This window comes from Winogradskyella sediminis, from assembly GCF_003387355.1.
GTDB lineage: Bacteria > Bacteroidota > Bacteroidia > Flavobacteriales > Flavobacteriaceae > Winogradskyella > Winogradskyella sediminis.
This window is the reverse complement of the sequence record NZ_QUNH01000001.1, coordinates 205,578-227,415: the sequence shown is the minus strand read 5'-3', so window position 1 is coordinate 227,415 and position 21,838 is coordinate 205,578. Positions and strand designations below refer to the sequence as shown.

The following is a 21,838-nucleotide window of genomic DNA, read 5'->3' as shown; positions in this document are numbered from 1 at the left end:
TCTATGGAAGCTTCGAAAGTAATTCATGCTATTTATACCGATGACGATGTATTAATGTCTGCTGTTAAAACAGTAAAGGCAGAAAAGCATCACATTGAAGAGATATACACACCTTTTCCTGTCCACGGACTAGATAAGGCAATGGGATTAGCACCAACACGTTTAGCAATAACAGCATTTTTATATGGTTGTGTTGGTATATCGGTTGCAACGCTAATGATGAACTTTATAATGATTGAAGATTGGCCGCAAGATATTGGTGGTAAACCAAGTTTCAGTTATTTAGAAAACATGCCTGCCTTTGTGCCGATTATGTTTGAATTAACAGTGTTTTTTGCTGCGCACTTGATGGTAATTACATTTTACTTAAGAAGTAGAATGTGGCCATTTAAGAAAGCAGAGAACCCAGATCCACGAACTACAGACGACCATTTCTTAATGGAAATCGCAGTTCATAATAACGAAGAATCATTAACTAACCTTTTGAAAGATACAGGTGCAGTTGAGATAAACATAGTTGATAAAGATGAAGATGCACATTAATATGAAGACAGCCACAAAATATATTGCAGTAATAGTAGTGTTGGTTAGCTTTATGTCTTGCCAAAAGAACTCTAGGCCAAACTATCAATACATGCCAAACATGTACGAATCGGTTGGTTATGAAGCTTATCAAGAATCAGATGCTTTTGGAAATGGTGTAGAAGCACAATTGCCTGCTGAAGGAACAATACCTAGAGGAGATTTTATGCCTTTTGAAATTGATAATACAACTGAAGGTTTTATGTACGCTAAAGCTAATTTAACGAATCCGTTAGATGCTTCTGAAATAGATTATGACAGAGGTGGTGAGTTATACGGAATTTATTGTGGTATTTGCCACGGTAACAAAGGTGATGGTAAAGGAAAGTTAGTACAACGTGAAAAGATATTGGGTGTACCTAGTTATGATGATGTAGGTAGAGCAATTACTACGGGTAGTATTTACCATACACTTTATTATGGGAAAAATACCATGGGTTCTTATGCCAACCAATTGAATGAAGAAGAACGTTGGCAAGTAGTTGCTTATGTTGAGAAGCTTAAAGCAGATTTAGAAAAGTAAGATTTAGATAAAGATTATATAATGGAATATAAAATTTCAAATCGATTAAGAATAGCAGCTATCGTATTAATGGTCTTAGGAGCATTAGGTATTGCCTATGGCTTTATAGATTCGCATAGTGTGAATGAAGGCAATATTACAGAATATCTAGCTAACGAAGCGCACCATGGTGGTGATCATGCTACGGATGCTCATGGAGATGAACAAGCCGATACACATGGAGATACACATGCTGATGAAGCACACGTGCAAGATGGACACGAAGTTGAAGCAGAAGGGCATGAGTTAACACATGAAGAGCACGTATTACATCAATTACACAATAGACCATATGCAGCACTATATGTTGCAGCGTTCTTTTTCTTTATGATTTCATTGGGTGTATTAGCATTTTATGCAATACAGTATGCTGCACAAGCAGGATGGTCGCCAGTGTTATTTAGGGTAATGGAAGGTATTACATCTTATGTTTTACCTGGAGGCTTACTTGTTTTAGTAATTGCGTTTGTTGCCGATAGCCATATCTTTATTTGGATGGATGAAAATGTAGTTGCCCATGATACTATTATTCAAAATAAAGAAGGTTGGTTAAATAAAACTTGGTTTTTTATTAGAGCTTCAATTTTCTTAGCAGGATGGTCTGTATACCGTCATTTTTCTAGAAAATTTTCGGTAGCTCAAGATAATGCTGATATCAACGATAATTCATACTTCAAAAAGAACTTTAGAATAGCGGCAGCGTTTTTAGTATTCTATATCTATACAGAATCTATGATGTCTTGGGATTGGATTATGAGTGTAGACCCACACTGGTTTAGTACATTATTTGGATGGTACGTATTTGCAAGTATGTTTGTAAGTGGTATAACGGTGATTGCTTTAATTTCAATCTACCTTAAATCTAAAGGATTATTAACTTTTGTTAATGACAGTCATATTCATGATTTAGCTAAGTTTATGTTCGGTATTAGTATTTTCTGGACGTATTTATGGTTTTCTCAATTCATGTTAATATGGTATGCAAACATTCCTGAAGAGGTCACATATTTCGTTACGCGTATAGAAGATTATAACTTACCATTCTTTGGTATGGTAGCATTAAACTTCTTATTCCCATTATTACTATTAATGAATAGCGATTACAAACGTATTCCATGGTTTGTAGTGATGGCTGGTATCGTAATTTTGTTTGGTCACTATTTAGATATCTTCAATATGATAATGCCTGCAACCGTTGGTGATAGATGGTTTATAGGAGTTCCAGAGATTGGATCAATATTATTTTTCGGTGGGCTATTTATGCTTATTGTGTTTACATCATTAGGTAAATATCCATTATTAGCAAAAGGAAATCCTTTTATTAAGGAAAGTGAACATTTCCATTATTAATTTTTAAATAAGAACAGAAACGATAATGACTGCTTTATTAACAATTATAATTGTACTCTTTGTAGCTGTTGCCTTATGGCAAATGGTTAAAATATTTGATCTAGCTCAGGTTGGCACAACTAACACACAAGTTGCAGACGACCACGATAACAAGATCAATGGTTACTTAATGATAGGTTTCTTAGTATTTATCTATGTGATTACTATCTTATGTTTTTGGTATATCGGTGATTTACCACTTTTATCAAACGCGGCATCTGAACACGGTGCTGAAGTGGATAATCTTATGATTATCTCTATGGTAGTTATCTTCATAGTTCAAACTATTACGCAATTTCTATTACACTATTTCGCCTATAAGTACAAAGGTGAGAAAGGAAGAAAAGCGTTATTCTATGCTGATAATAATACGTTAGAATTTATTTGGACGATTATACCTGTTATTGTTTTGGCTGGTTTAATTATCTATGGTCTATTTACCTGGAATGACATCATGAATGTCGATGAAGACGACGACCCAATGGTTATTGAGTTGTATGCACAACAATTTAAATGGACGGCTAGATATAGTGGTAATGATAATGTTTTAGGAAAAGCCAATGTAAGATTAATCGACATTGATCGTGCTAATGTATTAGGTGTTGATGAGGATGATCCTAACGCTCAAGATGACGTAGTGGTATCAGAACTACATTTACCTGTTGGTAAGCAAGTGGTCTTTAAGATGCGTTCTCAAGATGTATTACACTCGGCTTATATGCCACATTTTAGAGCACAAATGAACTGTGTTCCTGGTATGGTGACTCAATTTGCATTTACTCCAACTGTAACAACTGAAGAAATGCGTCAAAATCCTGATATCGTAGAGAAAGTTCAACATATTAACGAACTTAGAAAAGATAGAATGGCTGAAATTGAAGAGTCTGGACAAGAATTACGTTACGAATTTGATTACTTATTATTATGTAATAAAATTTGCGGTACATCGCACTACAACATGCAAATGAAGATTATTGTAGAGACTCAAGAAGAATTTGATGCTTGGATGAAAGAGCAAACAACATTCCCAAATTCATTAAATTAACAAAGGTTTTAAGAAAAAGATAAAGAGATTATGTCAGCAATATTAGATACACACGATCACGAAGATCACGACGTACATCACCATAAAGAAACATTTGTAACGAAGTATATCTTTAGCCAAGATCATAAGATGATCGCTAAGCAATATTTAGTGACAGGTACAATTATGGGTGTTATTGGTGTTTTAATGTCTATAATGTTCCGTATGCAAATTGCTTGGCCAGAAGAGCCAAATGTGTTGTTTGAAGCATTATTAGGAAAATGGGCTCCAGATGGAGTTATGGATGCCGATGTGTATTTAGCACTGGTAACCATTCATGGTACTATTATGGTATTTTTTGTATTAACAGCAGGTTTAAGTGGTACATTTAGTAACTTGTTAATACCATTGCAAATTGGTGCACGAGATATGGCCTCAGGATTCCTTAACATGGTATCTTATTGGTTATTCTTTATATCATGTGTGATAATGATTTGTTCTCTTTTTGTAGAGGCAGGCCCAGCAGCTGCAGGTTGGACGATCTATCCTCCGTTATCTGCATTACCTATGGCTTCAGGCGGATCGGGTCTAGGGATGACTTTATGGTTGGTCTCTATGGCAATTTTTATCGCATCGTCATTATTAGGATCATTAAACTATATTGTAACGGTTATAAACCTACGTACCAAAGGGATGTCTATGACAAGATTACCATTAACAATTTGGGCGTTCTTTGTGACAGCAGTTATAGGTGTGGTATCATTCCCAGTATTATTATCTGCCGCATTATTATTAATAATGGATAGAAGTTTTGGTACATCATTTTTCTTATCAGATATATTCATTCAAGGAGAAGTATTACATTATCAAGGTGGATCCCCTGTGTTATTTGAACACTTATTTTGGTTCTTAGGTCACCCAGAGGTTTACATCGTTATTTTACCAGCAATGGGATTAGTATCCGAAATTATGGCATCAAGTTCTCGTAAGCCAATCTTTGGATATCGTGCTATGATTGCTTCAATTTTAGCTATTGCATTCTTATCAACAATTGTTTGGGGTCACCATATGTTCATCTCAGGTATGAATCCTTTCTTAGGATCTGTATTTACATTTACAACGTTATTAATTGCTATTCCTTCCGCGGTTAAAGCCTTTAACTGGATAACCACATTGTGGAAAGGAAATCTGCAAATGAATCCGGCCATGCTATTTTCTATTGGCTTTGTTTCAACATTTATTACTGGTGGATTAACAGGTATTATTTTAGGTGATAGTGCATTAGATATTAACGTACACGATACGTATTTCGTTATTGCACACTTTCACTTAGTAATGGGTATTTCAGCTTTATATGGTATGTTCGCTGGAATCTATCACTGGTATCCAAAAATGTTTGGTCGTATGCTAAACAAAAATTTAGGATATCTACATTTTTGGATCACTGCAGTTTGTGCTTATGGTGTGTTCTTCCCAATGCACTTTATCGGAATGGCAGGATTACCAAGACGTTATTACACTAACTCTAATTTCCCACTATTTGATGATTTAGCAAATACAAATGTGATTATCACAATATTTGCAATCATTGGTGGTATAGCACAGATAATTTACTTATACAACTTCTTTATCAGTATGTTCTACGGTAAAAAAGCTGAGCAAAACCCATGGAAATCTACAACTTTAGAATGGACGACACCAGTTGAGCATATTCACGGTAACTGGCCAGGAGCTATTCCTCATGTTTACCGTTGGTCTTATGATTATAGTAAGCCAGGTCATGATGTAGACTTTGTACCTCAAAATGTGCCTTTAATGGAAGGTGAAGAGGAATTACAGCATTAAACATATTCCTGATTTATCAGGAAGCCTTAATAAATTAGAAAGACCTTTGGATAGCTATCCAAAGGTCTTTTTCGTTATATTTGTTTAATGCATAAAATCCTTATCTCGGGTTTTATAATTTTTTTAATTTAAACAAGATTTCCCACTTTCGTTAGAGCTAAAGATGAACGACAACCTAAATCCAAATAGTGATCATTTTACCCCAGAAGAACTTGATGTTGAAAAGAAATTAAGGCCCTTATCCTTTGATGATTTTACGGGTCAGGATCAAGTGTTGGAAAACCTCTTAGTCTTTGTTAAAGCGGCCAATCTTAGAGATGAAGCATTAGATCATACTTTATTTCATGGTCCTCCAGGACTTGGTAAAACGACCCTAGCACATATCTTGGCTAATGAATTGGATGTGGGTATTAAAGTTACATCAGGGCCCGTTTTAGATAAACCAGGTGATTTAGCAGGACTATTAACAAATCTCGACGACCGAGATGTCCTTTTTATTGATGAGATTCATCGTTTAAGTCCAATTGTAGAAGAGTATTTATATTCAGCAATGGAAGATTATAAGATTGATATTATGATCGAATCTGGCCCTAATGCCAGAACCGTTCAGCTTAATCTCAATCCATTTACCTTAATTGGTGCAACAACCCGTTCTGGATTATTAACCGCACCAATGCGTGCTCGGTTTGGAATACAAAGTCGCTTACAATACTATAAAACAGATTTGCTAACCACCATAGTACAACGTAGTTCTTCTATTTTAAATATGCCAATATCTATGGAAGCGGCTATTGAAATTGCAGGTAGAAGTCGTGGAACGCCTCGTATAGCTAATGCTCTATTAAGGAGGGTTAGAGACTTTGCACAAATTAAAGGGAATGGTAAAATTGATATTGAGATTTCCAAGTTTGCACTTAAGGCTTTAAATGTTGATGCTTATGGTTTGGACGAAATGGATAATAAAATTCTAACCACCATTATAGATAAATTTAAAGGTGGACCTGTTGGTATCAGTACTATTGCTACTGCGGTAAGTGAAAGTACTGAGACTATTGAAGAGGTTTATGAACCATTTTTAATTCAACAAGGGTTTATAATGCGTACGCCTCGTGGCAGAGAAGTCACCGAGCAGGCCTATAAACATTTAGGCAAAATAAAAGGGCCTACGCAAGGTGGATTGTTCTAAAGTAGATTAATAATATACAGCGCCATCTTACAAGTTGTGCTAAGACATTAAAGATGTGAATACAAAAGAAAACATACCTACTGTTCCTCTAAGCCGATTTATCAAACATTCTTTAGATATTTTAAAAAACCCTTTACCATTTCATCATCAAAATTTTGAAGCACAAGGAGATGTGTTCAGGTTAAAAATAGGATTTAAGAACAGTGTTATTTTTATCCGTGATGCTGCATTTGCAGAATATGTACTTCAAAAGAATCAAAAGAATTATACAAAATCTAAAATACAAACTAAAGATTTAGTAAAATACGTAGGGAAAGGATTGTTAACCTCAGAAGGTGCGCATTGGAAAAAACAACGAAAACTTATTCAACCGGCTTTTCATAAAAAGCAATTAGCAAATCTATTAGACAGTATTAAAAATGCCATTGAAGCAGAATATAATAAAATAATACCTAATGAAGTTATAGATATCTTTCCTATTTTAAATGATTTAGCATTTCAAACAGTGGTGAAATCATTGTTTAGTAGTGCTGTAAATCAAAAGGATATCAACCGTCTTCAATACATTACAGAGCAAGCGCAACAGATGTTGGTTAAAGAACTACGTCAACCTTATTTGGGTTGGTGGTTTAATTTGGGTGGAGATATTCAAAAACATATAGACTTAACAAATGAAGCACGTCAAATCTTAAAGCGTATCGTTAACGAACGCAGAGCGTCACAAAGCAAAGCAGATGATTTGTTAGACATGCTTCTAGAGGCAAGATACGAGGATGGTACCACAATGGAAGAAGAACAACTTATAGACGAAATACTTATTCTATTTACAGCTGGGCACGAAACGACTTCAAATGCACTTACATTTACAATGCAGTTACTCGCGTTACATCCAGAATGGCAAGATAAAATATATAATGAACGCCTTGCGTTACAAAGAAATGATGATTTAATGGCTTTGGTAACGCAGTCTAGAGTTTGCCAGCAGGTCTTAGAAGAAGCGATGCGATTGTATCCTCCAGCGTATTTTATAGATCGTGTAAATAAAACGGACGATACTTTTAACGGTATGAATTTTGAGGCAGGTTCTAATTTATTATTCTCCGTGTACGAAATACACCGTCATCCCAAATTATGGGATGATCCAGATGCCTTTTTACCAGAACGCTTTAACGAAGGAGGTCGTAAATTTTCATCTCAATATTTTCCTTTTGGAGCTGGACCTCGAAAATGTATTGGTAATAATTTTGCGATGTTTGAAATGATTATAGCGGTTTCAGAATTGATTTCTAAATTTAAAATACATTCAGAGTTTGATGCCATTGGTATCACGCCATTGATTACCCTAAAACCCAAAAATGCGTTTTTAAAGTTTGAAAAGCGTTTATAGTGTTAAATAATAAAGCGACATATAGTGCGATTATTAAAGCCGAAGCCAAACGCCTCGGTTTTTTGTCTTGCGGTATTAGTAAGGCTGAATTCCTAGAAGAAGAAGCACCAAGGCTAGAAACTTGGTTAAATAAGAATATGAATGGGGACATGTACTACATGGAAAATCATTTTGATAAACGACTAGATCCTACATTATTGGTGGAAGGTTCTAAGAGTGTGGTGTCTTTATTGTTAAATTATTACCCAAGCCAAAAGCAAACAGCCGACAGCTATAAGTTATCGAAATATGCTTATGGAAACGATTATCATCACGTTATAAAACACAAATTAAAGTCGTTATTATATTTTATTCAAGATGAAATAGGAGACGTTAATGGACGTGCATTTGTAGATTCTGCACCAGTCTTAGACAAAGCTTGGGCAGCAAAATCGGGTTTGGGCTGGATAGGAAAACATTCAAACTTACTGACGCAACAAGTAGGATCCTTTTATTTTATAGCCGAACTTATAATAGATTTAGAGCTAGCATACGACCATGCTACAACAGATCATTGTGGTACTTGTACAAAATGTATAGACGCATGTCCGACTAATGCTATTACAGAACCTTATGTGGTAGATGGTAGTAAGTGTATTTCTTACTTTACCATAGAACTTAAAGAAAATTTGCCTAAAGCGTATAAAGGGACGTTTGACGATTGGATGTTTGGTTGCGATATCTGCCAAGATGTGTGTCCTTGGAATCGGTTTTCAAAAGCACACAATGAGCCCCTGTTTAATCCGCATCCTGAATTATTAGATATGACTAAAAAGGATTGGGATGAAATTACAGAAGACACATTTAAAAAAGTATTTCAGAAATCTGCTGTAAAACGGACTAAGTATTCAGGTTTAAAGCGAAATATTAAGTTTTTGAAGGAGTAATTTTATTATTTAAAACTAAATCCAATAGAATACTTAAAGGCAAAATTATCGTCAGAATTTTCAAGGTTGTGATAGCCATAACGGTAAAAAGCACCGATTCCTATACCCAAATAACCAATGTTTAAATACGGAATTTTAATAAGATTTTGGAGTTCTAATCCTGTTTCTAAAAACAAGTTATCTTTGGTTTTAAATGCAATTTCGAGATGATTAGAAGCATGTTCTAAACTGCCTATCCCCAAATTATTGTATAGTAAAACATCAGGTTGAAATAGACCTTTGTTGTTTAATAATCTTCCAAAATTATGTGTGGTAAATATGTTTGCATACCGATCTGATAAAAATTCGTAAGGTGTTACGGTTTGAAAATAATGCTTTACGACAAAAGGAATGTTTTTGTCTAAACTACCTTCACCTGTAAACAGTAATCCATAAGGCAACGCAGTGTCTATATAGCCCAGATCTAAGCGATATGTGGTTTTACCGAGGCCTTTGGTTGTAAAACTATGATCTAGAGTAATTTTGAATTTGTTATAATTAAAGTCACCTTCAAAGGTACCTTTTAATCCTCTTGAATAGATAAGATTAAAAACTGGAGCATCGCTTGGTAGACGAGTTACAACCCCAAAAGTGTTTACTAATTGTTCTTTAACATGGTAACCTACGCCAACATTGATTTCAGAATTTATATAATTGGTTATTGATAAACCATTATTAATAAACTGATAATTATAAAGTGGAGTGACATTAGCAGTATTAAACCCTATATTCCAATGGATATTTCTCCAAAGTTTCATATCTGTATAAATACTAAAACTTTCAATAGCATCCATTTGGCTGGCAATCCAATGACGTTGACTAAAAGGATTCTCATTGGAGTTTTCAGAGTAAGTGCCGGTTTCTCGTACATCATTTTTATATTTTAGACTTATACTAATATCTTTTTCTCCAGGGATATCTACTAAAACCTCACCTCCATACTTCCAGGTATGATCTTTAAAGCCATAGGCACTATAACCTCCAAAAGAGATATTCTTAAAAACATCATCATTGGTGTATAAACCTAAGCCTAGTCTGGTTCCTTCATATTTGTTGTATGAAGCAAGTTTTTTTAAATCTAAGTCAACATATTTAAAAGGTATTCTCCATTGCGCTAAGCTAGGAGCCCATTTTAAGTATTTGTCTAAATGGATCTCGTCTCCTATACTATCTATTAATACATAAGTACGTTGTTCTTTTTTATCTAACGGATCTTTTCTGTATTGATCCCAATAGCGAGAAAGTCTACCTTCATTATTATCAGGTAATGTGAGAGAGACTAAAGGAAAATCAGTCTTTTTTAATGGTGGATTTACAGTAATATTTGTTAAGTAACTTTTACCAACATACTTCAAACTGCCAAAGCCTTCACCTAAGATAATAACAAAATTTAACTGTTCAGGAAACCAATATTGGTCATTAATAAATTTATATTTCTGTTGAATGGTAAAATCTATTTTTCCAGAATTATGCGTTGTAGCATCGACACTCTCTACAGCATATTGATTAGAATTGATATACAGCAAACCTTCTAAACCTTCAAAATTCCGATTTGCTTTAGGTTCAAAAGAAATGACAAATACAGTATCTTGGTTTTTAATGTATTCATCCTTCAATCTAAATTTATATTTCTTTGTACTGTTTTTAGAAATAGGGTTAAGATAGTCTGTTTCAAATAGTGAAATATGATCATCATAAAATGAAAACGGTTGAAAACTATTGGCTAATATGGCAAAATTAGGATCTTTGAAACCTGAAGTTCTCCGTGCAATTACACTATCTTCAGTAAATCTTGGTTTGAGATATTTATGCTTGGCAATGGTTTCTGTAATAAATACATACGCATCTTTTAAAAAAGATTGGTCTTCCGTAAGTGAATCTTTTTGAGGCGCATCATCATTAACATCTACAAAAACCTTATCGTAAGAATCATAGGTAAATGCATTTAAATTTTCAGGATTATTAAGAGCTTTATTAGCCACAGCTAATCGTATAATACGATGTGCAGGATTTTCGCCTTCTAACACCACTTCATCTAAAGCACTAACCTCTTGTTTTAGGGTAATGGTTGGATGTTTTAAGGATGAGATATGTAAGGTTTTTGTTTCGTACCCAACATAACTAATGGTCATAGTTTTAATAGTAGATTCCACAAAGAAAACACCATCAATATCTGTAGCTGTGCCTTTATTTTTGATGTCGTTAAAAATGACATTTGCAAACGGAATTACATGTCCGTGGTCTTCGTCTATGAGTTTAAATTTTTTTTGAGATTGACTATAACTCGCTATGCTTATGAAAACGAATGTCAGGGTAAATGCAATAGTTTTTATCATTTTAAAAAAACATTAAGTGTAACAATGTAGTGAAATAAGACTAAAATATATATCACTTAACTTTATTTTTAAAAGTATAGTCTCCCTAGACAAGCATTCATTTTCTTATATTTGCGGCTTATATTAAATGCATTTTTGTTTAGTATTTAACCCATTGAAATTATGAGCAAACAAAGTAAACGTTTAGAAGCCCTAGTATATCACGCCAAACCAACACCTGGTAAAATAAAAGTTGTTCCGACAAAAAAATATGCCTCTCAGCGCGATTTGTCTTTGGCCTATTCTCCTGGTGTAGCAGAACCATGTTTAGAAATTGCAAAGGAGGTGGATAACGTCTATAAATATACCGCCAAAGGTAATTTGGTTGCTGTAATTTCTAACGGAACAGCCGTTTTGGGTCTCGGAAATATTGGTCCGGAAGCCTCTAAACCTGTAATGGAAGGCAAAGGCTTGCTCTTTAAAATATTTGCAGATATTGATGTGTTTGACATAGAGGTAAATACTGAAGATGTTGATGCCTTTATTGAAACTGTAAAAAATATTGCACCAACTTTTGGTGGAATAAATTTAGAAGATATTAAAGCTCCTGAAGCTTTTGAAATTGAACGTCGTTTAAAAGAAGAGCTAGATATTCCGGTAATGCACGATGATCAACATGGTACAGCAATTATATCTGCAGCCGCGTTGATTAATGCCTTAGAAATTGCTGAAAAGAAAATTGAAGAGGTTAACATTGTTGTGAGTGGAGCCGGAGCAGCAGCGATATCTTGTACAAGATTATACCAAGCTTGTGGAGCAAGGAGAGAGAATATTGTGATGCTAGATAGCAAAGGGGTAATAAGAGCAGATAGAGATAATTTAACGTCGCAAAAAGCTGAGTTTGCAACCAATCGTAAGATTAGTACACTGAGCGAAGCCATGGAAAATGCAGATGTATTTATCGGGTTATCACAGCCAGATATTGTAACGCCAGAAATGCTTTTGTCCATGTCCGTTAACCCTATTGTATTTGCAATGGCAAATCCGGTGCCAGAGATTAATTACCAATTGGCAATTGATACTAGAGAAGATATTATTATGGCTACTGGTCGTAGTGACCATCCTAACCAGGTGAATAATGTACTTGGATTCCCTTTTATTTTTAGAGGCGCATTAGATGTTAGAGCTACAAAAATTAATGAGGAAATGAAAATGGCTGCGGTTAAAGCCTTGTCTAAATTAGCCAAAGAATCGGTGCCGGAACAAGTTAATGTAGCTTATGCAGAAACCAGGTTAACATTTGGTAAGGATTATATCATTCCAAAGCCATTCGATCCAAGATTAATTGCAGAAGTACCACCAGCAGTGGCCAAAGCAGCCATGGAAAGTGGAGTGGCAAAAGAGCCGATTGAGGATTGGGATCGTTACAGAAATTCTTTATTAGAACGTTTAGGGTCTGATAATAAATTAGTTCGTATGTTAATGGGAAGAGCTAAAACAAACCCAAAACGTGTGGTTTTTGCGGAAGCGGATCAATTAGATGTTTTAAAAGCAGCTCAAATTGCTTACGAAGAAGGAATTGCGCACCCAATACTTTTAGGTCGTAAAGATGCAATATTAAAATTGATGGCAGAGATTGAATTTATTGCGGATGTGCCAATTATAGATCCAAAATCTGATGATGAAACTGAGCGTAAAAACCGTTATGCAAAAGCCTATTGGGAGAAGCGTAAACGTCAAGGAGTTACTATTTATTCTTCACAGAAAAAAATGCGCGAGCGTAATTATTTTGCAGCAATGATGGTGAATGTTGGAGATGCGGATGCACTTGTTACAGGGTATTCACGCAATTATCCATCTGTTGTAAGACCAATGTTAGAATTAATAGGAATGGCAGAAGGAGTCTCAAGAGTGGCAACCACCAATGTAATGATGACTCAGCGAGGTCCAATGTTTTTAAGTGACACTTCCATAAATATTGATCCTTCTGCTAAAGATTTAGCTAAAATTGCTCGTATGACATCGCGTGTATCAAAAATGTTTGGAATTGAGTCTGTGACGGCTATGATTTCATATTCTAACTTTGGGTCATCAGACAATCCGAGAGCGGAAAAAGTAAGAGAAGCTGTAGAATATTTGCATAAAGCCTACCCAGATATGTTGGTTGATGGAGAATTACAAACAGATTTTGCACTCAATCCTAAAATGCTTCAAGATATTTTTCCATTTTCTAAGTTAGCAGGCCGAAAAGTAAACACGCTTATTTTTCCTAATTTAGATGCTGCAAATATCACGTATAAATTATTAAAGGAACTCAACAATAGTGAGTCCATTGGTCCTATTATGATGGGTATGCGTAAGCCCGTTCATATCTTGCAATTAGGAGCAAGTGTAGATGAAATTGTGAATATGACAGCCATTGCGGTTATTGATGCTCAAGAGCGAGAGAAAAGGCATTAACCATTTGTTACAAACAATGGTTATGCTTGGATTGTAGATAGCCAAAATTATTGAAAACAAACTATAATGACGTATTGTTTTCATAGTCTGCAGCGATATGTTCTAATGAAAATAATTTTATTACATTTGGTTTTTTAACTTTTCGTTATAAATGATTACACATATAGAGGGTAAACTTGTAGAAAAAAATCCAACAGACGTTGTGATAGATTGTAATGGTGTTGGTTATTTTATTAATATATCGCTACACACATTTTCTAAAATACCAGACCAAGAACATTTAAAGCTGTATACTTATCTTCAAGTACGCGAAGATTCTCAAAGTCTTTACGGGTTTTCATCAAAAACTGAACGCGAAATTTTTAAACTATTAATATCTGTTAGTGGTATTGGTGCCAATACGGCTAGAACCATGCTGTCGTCATTAAGTCCAGACCAAGTAAAGGAAGGTATAGCAAGTGAAGATGTGTCATTAATTCAAAGTGTAAAAGGTATCGGGTTAAAAACGGCCCAACGTGTTATTATAGATTTAAAGGATAAAGTGTTAAAAGTGTATGGTATAGATGAACTTTCTTTAGTGCCAAACAATAGACACAAAGATGAAGCGTTATCTGCTTTAGATGTTTTAGGATTTAATAAAAAACAATCTGAAAAAGTTGTCGATAAAATTTTAAAAGCCCAACCAGATGCCCAAGTGGAGCAGATTATTAAAGAAGCTCTAAAAAACTTATAATGCAATTGAATACAACTAACTATAATCCAAACTATTCCTACAGGTTTTATTGCATATTAGCTTTTTTGATGCTAATAAGTAGCCATTCCGTTTTTTCTCAAGAAACCGAAGTAGAACAAGACTCTACAAAAACCACCTTTGCATTTGGAAAATTAAACATGCCCAATCCAAATAGCATTGTCTCAAAATATACGTACGATCCGGTTTTAGACCGCTATGTGTATTCTGAAAAAATAGGGAATTTTAATATTAATTATCCTTTAATTCTTACAGCCGAAGAATTTCAAGAGTTGGTATTGCAAGAGCAATTAAAAGCTTATTATAAAAAAATGGCAGATGCCAAAGCTGGACAAAAAGAAGGTTCGGAAGAGGATCAGAAAAATTTACTACCAGAATTTTATGTGAATTCAGGGTTGTTTGAAACCATTTTTGGCGGCAATACCATTAATGTAATACCACAAGGTTCTGTGGAAGTAGACTTGGGTGTGCTATTCTCAAAACAAGATAATCCTTCTTTTTCTCCAACTAATAGAACGAATTTTACCTTCGATTTCGATCAGAGAATTAGTTTAAGTTTGTTGGGTAAAGTTGGTACGCGACTTCAAGTAACGGCAAATTATGATACCGAAGCTACTTTCGATTTTCAACAAGTAGTAAAATTAGAATACACACCAACGGAAGACGATATTATTCGAAAAATTGAAGTCGGTAACGTGAGTATGCCACTCAACAGTTCCTTAATTACAGGAGCTCAAAGTCTTTTTGGGGTAAAAACTGAATTGCAATTTGGAAAAACCAGAGTTACTGCGGTCTTTTCAGAACAACAATCGCAATCTAAATCTGTGGTTGCCGAAGGTGGTGGAACTGTAGAAGAGTTCGAGTTTTTTGCCAGAGATTATGACGAAAATAGACACTTCTTCTTAGCGCAATACTTTAGAGAAACATACGATAAAGCTTTATTACAATATCCTTTTATAGATAATCAGGGACTACAAATTACAAGAGTAGAAGTTTGGGTGACCAATAGAAATAACCAGACAGAAAATGTAAGAAATATTGTCGCATTTCAAGATTTAGGAGAGTCTACAGCAGAAAACATTGGACTTACCCCTTTACCATCTGGGTTTGTAAATAATCCTGGAGCTAAGCCAGATAATGGTAATAATGATTTTGACCCAACAAATATTGGAGGAGCAGGCTCTCTATTAACAGAGGCCGTTAGAAATATAACCAATATCCAGGGAGGTGTAAATGTTAGTGTTAATGAAGGTTTTGATTACGGTAAATTAGAATCGGCTAGAAAGTTAACCGAAGGTCAAGAATACGTTTTAAATGAAGAATTAGGATATATTTCTTTAAGTCAACGTCTGCTTAATGACGAAGTTTTAGCCGTGGCGTTTCAATATACTATTGGTGGACAAGTTTATCAAGTAGGTGAATTTGCAAATGATGGTATCGATGCTACAACAGTGGATGACAGTTCTGGGACAGAGGTTGTAAGTAATCAAAGTTTAGTACTCAAAATGCTTAAAAGTGCTGTGACTTCTGTAGACCAACCGATTTGGGATTTGATGATGAAAAACATCTACGATACAGGTGCATTTCAATTGAGTCAAGAAGATTTTACCTTAAATATCTTTTACACCGAAGCTTCTGCATTAAACTATATTACACCAGCAGTTGTTAATGATGTAGAAGTTCCTTTTCCGATTTTTGATAATAATACTGGAGATACTAGCGACGATACTGAAATTAGTGAAACACCATTAATTCGGCTATTTCATTTAGATAAATTAAATTACAACGGAGATCCACAAGCGCGTGGTGATGGCTTTTTTGACTACGTTGAAGGGCAAACCGTCCTGAGTCAGAATGGAAAAATTATTTTTACCAAAGCAGAACCTTTTGGACGTTATCTATTTGATGTTTTAGATGATGACGGTAACCCAAATAACAATGCCACAGATTACGAAGATATAGGAGATACACAGAGTGGTTATAACGAAAATCAGAAAAAATACGTTTACGATATACTTTATAAATCTACAAAAACCGCTGCTTTAGATGAAGCGGAAAAAAATAAATTCCAAATAAAAGGACGTTATAAAAGTAGTGGTGGAGATAGTGGTATTTCTATCGGAGCCTTTAATGTGCCAAGAGGTTCGGTAACAGTAACTGCGGGTGGTCGTACTTTGGTAGAAGGTGTAGATTATACCATAAACTATCAATTAGGACGCGTAGAAATTTTAGATGAAGCCTTAAAGGAGTCTAACACACCAATTAACGTTTCTGTTGAAAATAATGCTGTGTTTGGTCAGCAAACAAAACGATTTACAGGTGTTAATGTAGAACATCAGTTTAATGAAAACTTTGTATTAGGAGCTACCTTATTAAATCTTAATGAGCGTCCGATTACTCAAAAAGCAAACTACAGTTCAGAACCCATAAATAATACCATTTTTGGATTTAATGGAAACTATTCTACAGAAGTGCCGTTTTTAACCCGTATGGTGAATAAATTACCCAATATAGATACCGATGTTCCTTCGGATCTCTCACTAAGAGGAGAATTTGCCTATCTAATGCCTGGAGCTTCAAGTGGAGCCGACTTTAATGATGAAGCTACAGCTTATATCGATGATTTTGAAGGCACACAAGGATCTATTAATTTATTAAGTCCATTATCTTGGACCTTATCGAGTAGGCCAAAAGATTTACCAAACACAATTTCTGGTAGTGACGTCAATGGTATAGAAAATGGATACGGTAGAGCACTTTTAAATTGGTATACTATTGATCCAATTTTTTATAGTTCACAGCGTCCATCAGGAATTACTGATGATGATGTTTCGGATTTATATACACGTCGTATTTTTATTGAAGAACTTTTTAATCAAGATATTGTACAAGGGCAAACATCCGTAATAAATACATTGGATTTAGCATATTATCCTACAGAACGTGGACCATATAACTTTGATCCTGCTGCGGCCAACGGTGCCGCTTTAGATCCTTCTAAAAGTTGGGCAGGTATTACGAGACAAATTACATCTACGGATTTTGAACAAGCTAATGTTGAATATATAGAATTTTGGGTTCAAGATCCTTTCTTAGATAATGCAGCCAACACAGGAGGTAAATTATTTGTAAATCTGGGTAATATTTCTGAAGATATTTTAAAAGATGGGAAAAAACTATATGAAAACGGTTTACCAGAAAATGGTGATGTTTCCATCTTAACCCGAACGGATTTTGGTAGTGTTGTACCACAAAACCAATCGCTTATTTATACTTTTGGAACAACTGGAGCAGAACGTACCAACCAAGATGTTGGATTTGATGGTTTTAATGATGCAGAAGAAATTGCTGAATTTGGAGCACAATTTGGAGAGGATCCATCAAATGATAACTACTTGTACTATCTCAATACGGATGGAGATATTTTTGAACGCTACAAAAAATATAATGGTACAGAAGGTAATACACCAGAGACCTTTACAGACACAAATAGAGGATCTACGACTCAGCCAGATGTAGAGGATATTAATAGAGATAACACCATGAATACTATTGATAGCTATTATCAATACGAAGTCGATATTACACCAGCCAGTTTAACAATAGATAATCCTTATATTAATGATATAAAAGAAAATGTTCAAGTGGTTTTACCAAATGGTGATGTAAGGAATGATGTCAATTGGTATCAGTTTAGAATTCCTATTGCAGAAAGCGATATACGTGAAGCTATTGGAGGTATTTCAGATATTAGATCTATTCGTTTTGCGCGTTTGTTTATGTCCGATTTTACACAGAATACGGTATTGCGTTTCGCGACTTTAGATTTGGTGCGTAGTGATTGGAGACGTTACACTCTAGATTTAGATAACGATGACACAAATGACAGTCCAAATGCAGAATTTAATGTTGGTGTTGTAGGTGTACAAGATAATGCAGGTTATGAAAGACCACCAGGAGTAGAGCAAGAAGAGTTAAATAATAATAACACTATTGTAAGACAAAACGAACAATCTTTGGTGCTTCAGGCATGCGATTTAAGACCAACGGACGCTCGTGGAGTTTATAAAAATATTAATGTAGATATGCGTCAGTATAAGAAGCTGCGTATGTTTACACATGCCGAAGCACAAGAAGGGTCTATGTTAGAGCCTGGTGAAATGGTGGCATTTATTAGAATGGGTAATGATTTTACTGAAAATTATTATCAAATTGAAGTGCCATTACTTCCTTCTTCAGATGCAGAAGGGAGCTCTAGAGAACGTGTATGGCCAGAGCAGAATGAAATAAATATGCCTTTAGAGCATTTACAGAAAATTAAAGCTCTGGGCATTTCTGCAGGTACATTAAGCAACGAGGATCCTACATTTTATAATGTCATTGATGGTGAGCTCGATGAAACCGCTTTAGGATCTATAAATGCTCCGTATGATGATATTGTTGGAACACAAAAACAGCAACGCATTGGTATAAAAGGAAATCCTAATTTTGGCGATATTAGAGTTTTAATGGTTGGGGTTAAAAATTCTGGCTCTACGGATATGAATTCTTGTGGAGAGTTTTGGTTTAATGAATTGCGCATGTCTGATATGGATAATGAAGGAGGTTGGGCAGCAGTTTTAAGTATGGATACTAAGATCGCAGACTTTGCAAGTGTAAGTGCAACTGGTAGAAAAAGTACTGTTGGGTTTGGTGGTATAGAAGAAGGACCAAGCGAAAGAAGTTTAGAAGATGTAGCACAATATGATGTTGTTACTAACGTACAATTAGGACAGCTTTTACCTAAAAAATGGGGAGTGCAATTGCCGTTTAATTACTCTCAAAGTGAAGAGATGGTGACTCCCAAATACGATCAATATTATAATGACCTTACACTACAATCTAGATTAGATGCCGCAACTTCTCAAGAAGAAGAGGATCGTATACGAGAACAATCCGAAGATTATACCAAGCGTAAAAGCATTAACTTTATTGGTGTAAGAAAACAAAAAACTAACGATTCTAAATCGCGTATTTACGATGTCGAAAATCTTACTTTAAACTATTCATATAATAAAGTAGAACACCGAGATTTCGAAATTGAAAACTCCTTAGATCAAACCGTTAGAGCAGGAGCCAATTATAATTATGCGTTTCAGCCTTTAAAATTGGAACCTTTTAAAAATAACGATTCATTATTTACGGGTAAAAACTGGAAAATATTAAAGGATTTTAACCTTAATCTGTTGCCATCAAATATTTCGGTAAATACAGATTTTAATAGACAGTTTAATAAACAGAAATTCAGAGAAGTTGAGTTAGGTGAAGGCAATATTGGTATTGAAGAATTATTTAGACGAAACTATACATTCGATTTTCAGTATGCTATAAACTATAATCTTACCGATGCTTTAAGCATTAACTTTAATGCTGCTAACACCAATATTGTTCGTAATTATTTTATTGATGACGAGATTAATGGCTCACAAGACCCAGAACTCGATGTTTGGGATGGGTTCTTCGATTTTGGAGATCCAAATTATCAAACACAACAGTTTCAGCTTAATTATGAAATACCTCTATATAAAATTCCAGCATTAAGTTTCTTAAGAGCAACCTATGCGTATAATGGAGCATTTCAATGGCAAAAAGGATCGGATTTAAATGAAGGATTAGAAGTAGAAGATCCAGATAATGAAGGGGTTTATAATACCTATAACTTGGGGAATTCTATACAGAACTCCAATACACACAATATTAATACAACCCTAAATATGGAAACCCTCTATAAAACCTTAGGATTGGTTAAAGCAGGGAAACAAAAAGCAAGAGGAAGAACAAGAAGTACAGTAGCAAGAAGACGTCCTGGTACACCAGAAGCTGCTGATGATAAAGGCGATAAAGCCGATGACCCTAATAAACTCAGTGCGGGTAAAAAAGCTTACAATACGTTCTTGGATGTCGTTACAATGGTAAAGCGTGTTCAATTTAGTTATGCAGAAAATAACGGTACATATTTACCTGGTTATTTACCTACACCAGGATTTATAGGAACATTAAAACCTACGCTAGGATATACTTTTGGTAGTCAACAAGACATTAGAAGTTTATCCGCTAATAATGGTTGGTTAACTACATTTCCAGATTTTAGTCAACAATATACCGAGGTAGAAAATAAAACACTAGATTACTCTGTTAATGTTGAGCCAATGCGCGATCTAAAAATCGATTTAACCGGAAACAGAACCTATGCTGAAAATGTCTCTGAAAGCTTTGTTGCAATAGATACAGATGGCGATAACTTAAGTGATACTTACGAGGATTTAATTACTAATTCTTATGGTAATTTTATGATCTCAACAGCATTAATCAAAACAGCATTTAGTAAGAGTGATGAAAATCAATCTGCAGCTTTTAATGATTTTAGAGCAAATCGATTGATTGTTGCTAACCGTTTAGCGAGAAACTTTTATGGATCAACACCATATGAAACAGATGCAGATGGATATCCTGTTGGTTTTGGTAAAAACAGCCAGCGTGTATTAATACCTGCTTTTTTATCTGCGTATCAAGGCACGGATCCCGAAAAAGTAAATACAAGTGCATTTAGAGATGTTCCAATTCCTAATTGGACTTTAAAATACACGGGCTTAATGAAGCTACCATGGTTTAAGAAAACATTTAAGCGTTTTTCGGTTCAACATGGCTACAGATCGCGGTATACGATTAATCAGTTTAGAACCAACTTAGATTATGACAATGACGTAAATAATTTGGTTATAGATTCAGGAACTGGTATTGGTTCTATAAATACAGCAAATCAAGATGCTAACGGAAATCTTAAAAACAAAACACTTTTTAGTAATATTAACCTTGAAGAGCAGTTTAGTCCATTAGTACGTTTAGATTTTGAAATGAAAAATTCGCTTAAGGTGTTAGCTGAAGTAAAAACAGATAGAACCTTATCCTTAAGTTTTGATAATAATTTAATGACCGAAATTCAAGGTAAAGAATACACCTTAGGGTTAGGTTATCGCTTTAAAGACTTAAGAATTAGATCGCAACTTGCAGGACCTAAACAAATTATTGTAAGTGATCTAAACATGAGTTTAGATGTTACTGTAAGGGACAATAAAACCATTATTAGATACTTAGATTTAGAGAATAATCAAATTACGGCAGGTCAGACCATCTGGGGACTAGAATATAATGCCGATTATTCTTTTAGTAAAAACTTAACGGCCATATTCTATTTCGATTATACCTTTTCAGAATTTGCAATTTCTACATCGTTTCCACAAACTTCCATAAGATCAGGGATTACGTTGCGTTATAATTTTGGTAATTAAGTTTGAATTGAAGCTATTAAAAAATTACATTTGCTGTATAAATA

12 protein-coding genes are annotated in these 21,838 nt (G+C 34.7%); 11 read left to right on the top strand and 1 reads right to left on the bottom strand.

Annotated features, from left to right (window positions below; translation table 11 throughout):
- Positions 1-3: 3 nt before the first annotated feature.
- The 8 genes from C8N41_RS01000 to queG all read left to right on the top strand — a co-directional run bounded on the left by C8N41_RS01000 (position 4) and on the right by queG (position 8,901).
- A complete protein-coding gene (locus C8N41_RS01000) occupies positions 4-543 on the top strand; it encodes a DUF3341 domain-containing protein (protein ID WP_115837836.1) in 540 nt (179 codons plus the stop codon).
- A 1-nt stretch (position 544) separates the two neighbouring features.
- Complete coding sequence (locus C8N41_RS00995) at positions 545-1,105, top strand: c-type cytochrome (protein WP_244266657.1); 561 nt, start codon at positions 545-547, stop codon at positions 1,103-1,105.
- Between the two features lie 21 nt (positions 1,106-1,126).
- On the top strand, positions 1,127-2,494 hold the full coding sequence (locus C8N41_RS00990) for a quinol:cytochrome C oxidoreductase (RefSeq protein ID WP_115837834.1): 1,368 nt from the start codon (positions 1,127-1,129) through the stop codon (positions 2,492-2,494).
- A gap of 25 nt (positions 2,495-2,519) precedes the next feature.
- Positions 2,520-3,578, top strand: coding sequence for a cytochrome c oxidase subunit II (locus C8N41_RS00985; RefSeq protein ID WP_092446541.1), 1,059 nt, complete (start codon positions 2,520-2,522; stop codon positions 3,576-3,578).
- Positions 3,579-3,608: 30 nt separating this feature from the next.
- On the top strand, positions 3,609-5,402 hold the full coding sequence (locus tag C8N41_RS00980; protein WP_092446542.1) for a cytochrome c oxidase subunit I: 1,794 nt from the start codon (positions 3,609-3,611) through the stop codon (positions 5,400-5,402).
- Between the two features lie 163 nt (positions 5,403-5,565).
- A complete protein-coding gene (gene ruvB, locus C8N41_RS00975) occupies positions 5,566-6,588 on the top strand; it encodes a Holliday junction branch migration DNA helicase RuvB (protein ID WP_115837832.1) in 1,023 nt (340 codons plus the stop codon).
- A 55-nt stretch (positions 6,589-6,643) separates the two neighbouring features.
- A complete protein-coding gene (locus C8N41_RS00970) occupies positions 6,644-7,975 on the top strand; it encodes a cytochrome P450 (RefSeq protein WP_115837830.1) in 1,332 nt (443 codons plus the stop codon).
- The gene (gene queG, locus C8N41_RS00965; protein ID WP_115837828.1) at positions 7,975-8,901 is read left to right on the top strand and encodes a tRNA epoxyqueuosine(34) reductase QueG; all 927 of its coding nucleotides are present in this window, start codon (positions 7,975-7,977) and stop codon (positions 8,899-8,901) included. The genes C8N41_RS00970 and queG overlap by 1 nt, the downstream gene beginning before the upstream one ends.
- Positions 8,902-8,906: 5 nt before the next feature.
- Here the strand turns inward: queG and C8N41_RS00960 are convergent, their stop codons facing one another.
- Positions 8,907-11,276, bottom strand: coding sequence for a DUF5686 family protein (locus C8N41_RS00960; RefSeq protein WP_115837826.1), 2,370 nt, complete (start codon positions 11,274-11,276; stop codon positions 8,907-8,909).
- A 162-nt stretch (positions 11,277-11,438) separates the two neighbouring features.
- Between C8N41_RS00960 and C8N41_RS00955 the strand changes: the two genes are divergently transcribed.
- From C8N41_RS00955 to sov, 3 genes are all read left to right on the top strand, one after another.
- Complete coding sequence (locus C8N41_RS00955; protein ID WP_115837824.1) at positions 11,439-13,715, top strand: NADP-dependent malic enzyme; 2,277 nt, start codon at positions 11,439-11,441, stop codon at positions 13,713-13,715.
- A 151-nt stretch (positions 13,716-13,866) separates the two neighbouring features.
- On the top strand, positions 13,867-14,448 hold the full coding sequence (gene ruvA, locus C8N41_RS00950; protein ID WP_092446548.1) for a Holliday junction branch migration protein RuvA: 582 nt from the start codon (positions 13,867-13,869) through the stop codon (positions 14,446-14,448).
- 5 nt (positions 14,449-14,453) lie between these two features.
- Positions 14,454-21,794, top strand: a complete 7,341-nt coding sequence (gene sov / locus C8N41_RS00945; protein ID WP_449658157.1) for a T9SS outer membrane translocon Sov/SprA — start codon at positions 14,454-14,456, stop codon at positions 21,792-21,794.
- Positions 21,795-21,838: the final 44 nt, after the last annotated feature.

Excerpts from the sequence above, each read along its gene's own strand:
- ruvB (WP_115837832.1), top strand. The coding sequence starts at position 5,566 with ATGAACGACAACCTAAATCCAAATAGTGATCATTTTACCCCAGAAGAA.
- C8N41_RS01000 (WP_115837836.1), top strand. The coding sequence starts at position 4 with ATGGAAGCTTCGAAAGTAATTCATGCTATTTATACCGATGACGATGTA.
- ruvA (WP_092446548.1), top strand. The coding sequence starts at position 13,867 with ATGATTACACATATAGAGGGTAAACTTGTAGAAAAAAATCCAACAGAC.
- C8N41_RS00960 (WP_115837826.1), bottom strand. The coding sequence starts at position 11,276 with ATGATAAAAACTATTGCATTTACCCTGACATTCGTTTTCATAAGCATA.
- C8N41_RS00980 (WP_092446542.1), top strand. The coding sequence starts at position 3,609 with ATGTCAGCAATATTAGATACACACGATCACGAAGATCACGACGTACAT.
- C8N41_RS00955 (WP_115837824.1), top strand. The coding sequence starts at position 11,439 with ATGAGCAAACAAAGTAAACGTTTAGAAGCCCTAGTATATCACGCCAAA.
- C8N41_RS00990 (WP_115837834.1), top strand. The coding sequence starts at position 1,127 with ATGGAATATAAAATTTCAAATCGATTAAGAATAGCAGCTATCGTATTA.
- C8N41_RS00995 (WP_244266657.1), top strand. The coding sequence starts at position 545 with ATGAAGACAGCCACAAAATATATTGCAGTAATAGTAGTGTTGGTTAGC.
- C8N41_RS00985 (WP_092446541.1), top strand. The coding sequence starts at position 2,520 with ATGACTGCTTTATTAACAATTATAATTGTACTCTTTGTAGCTGTTGCC.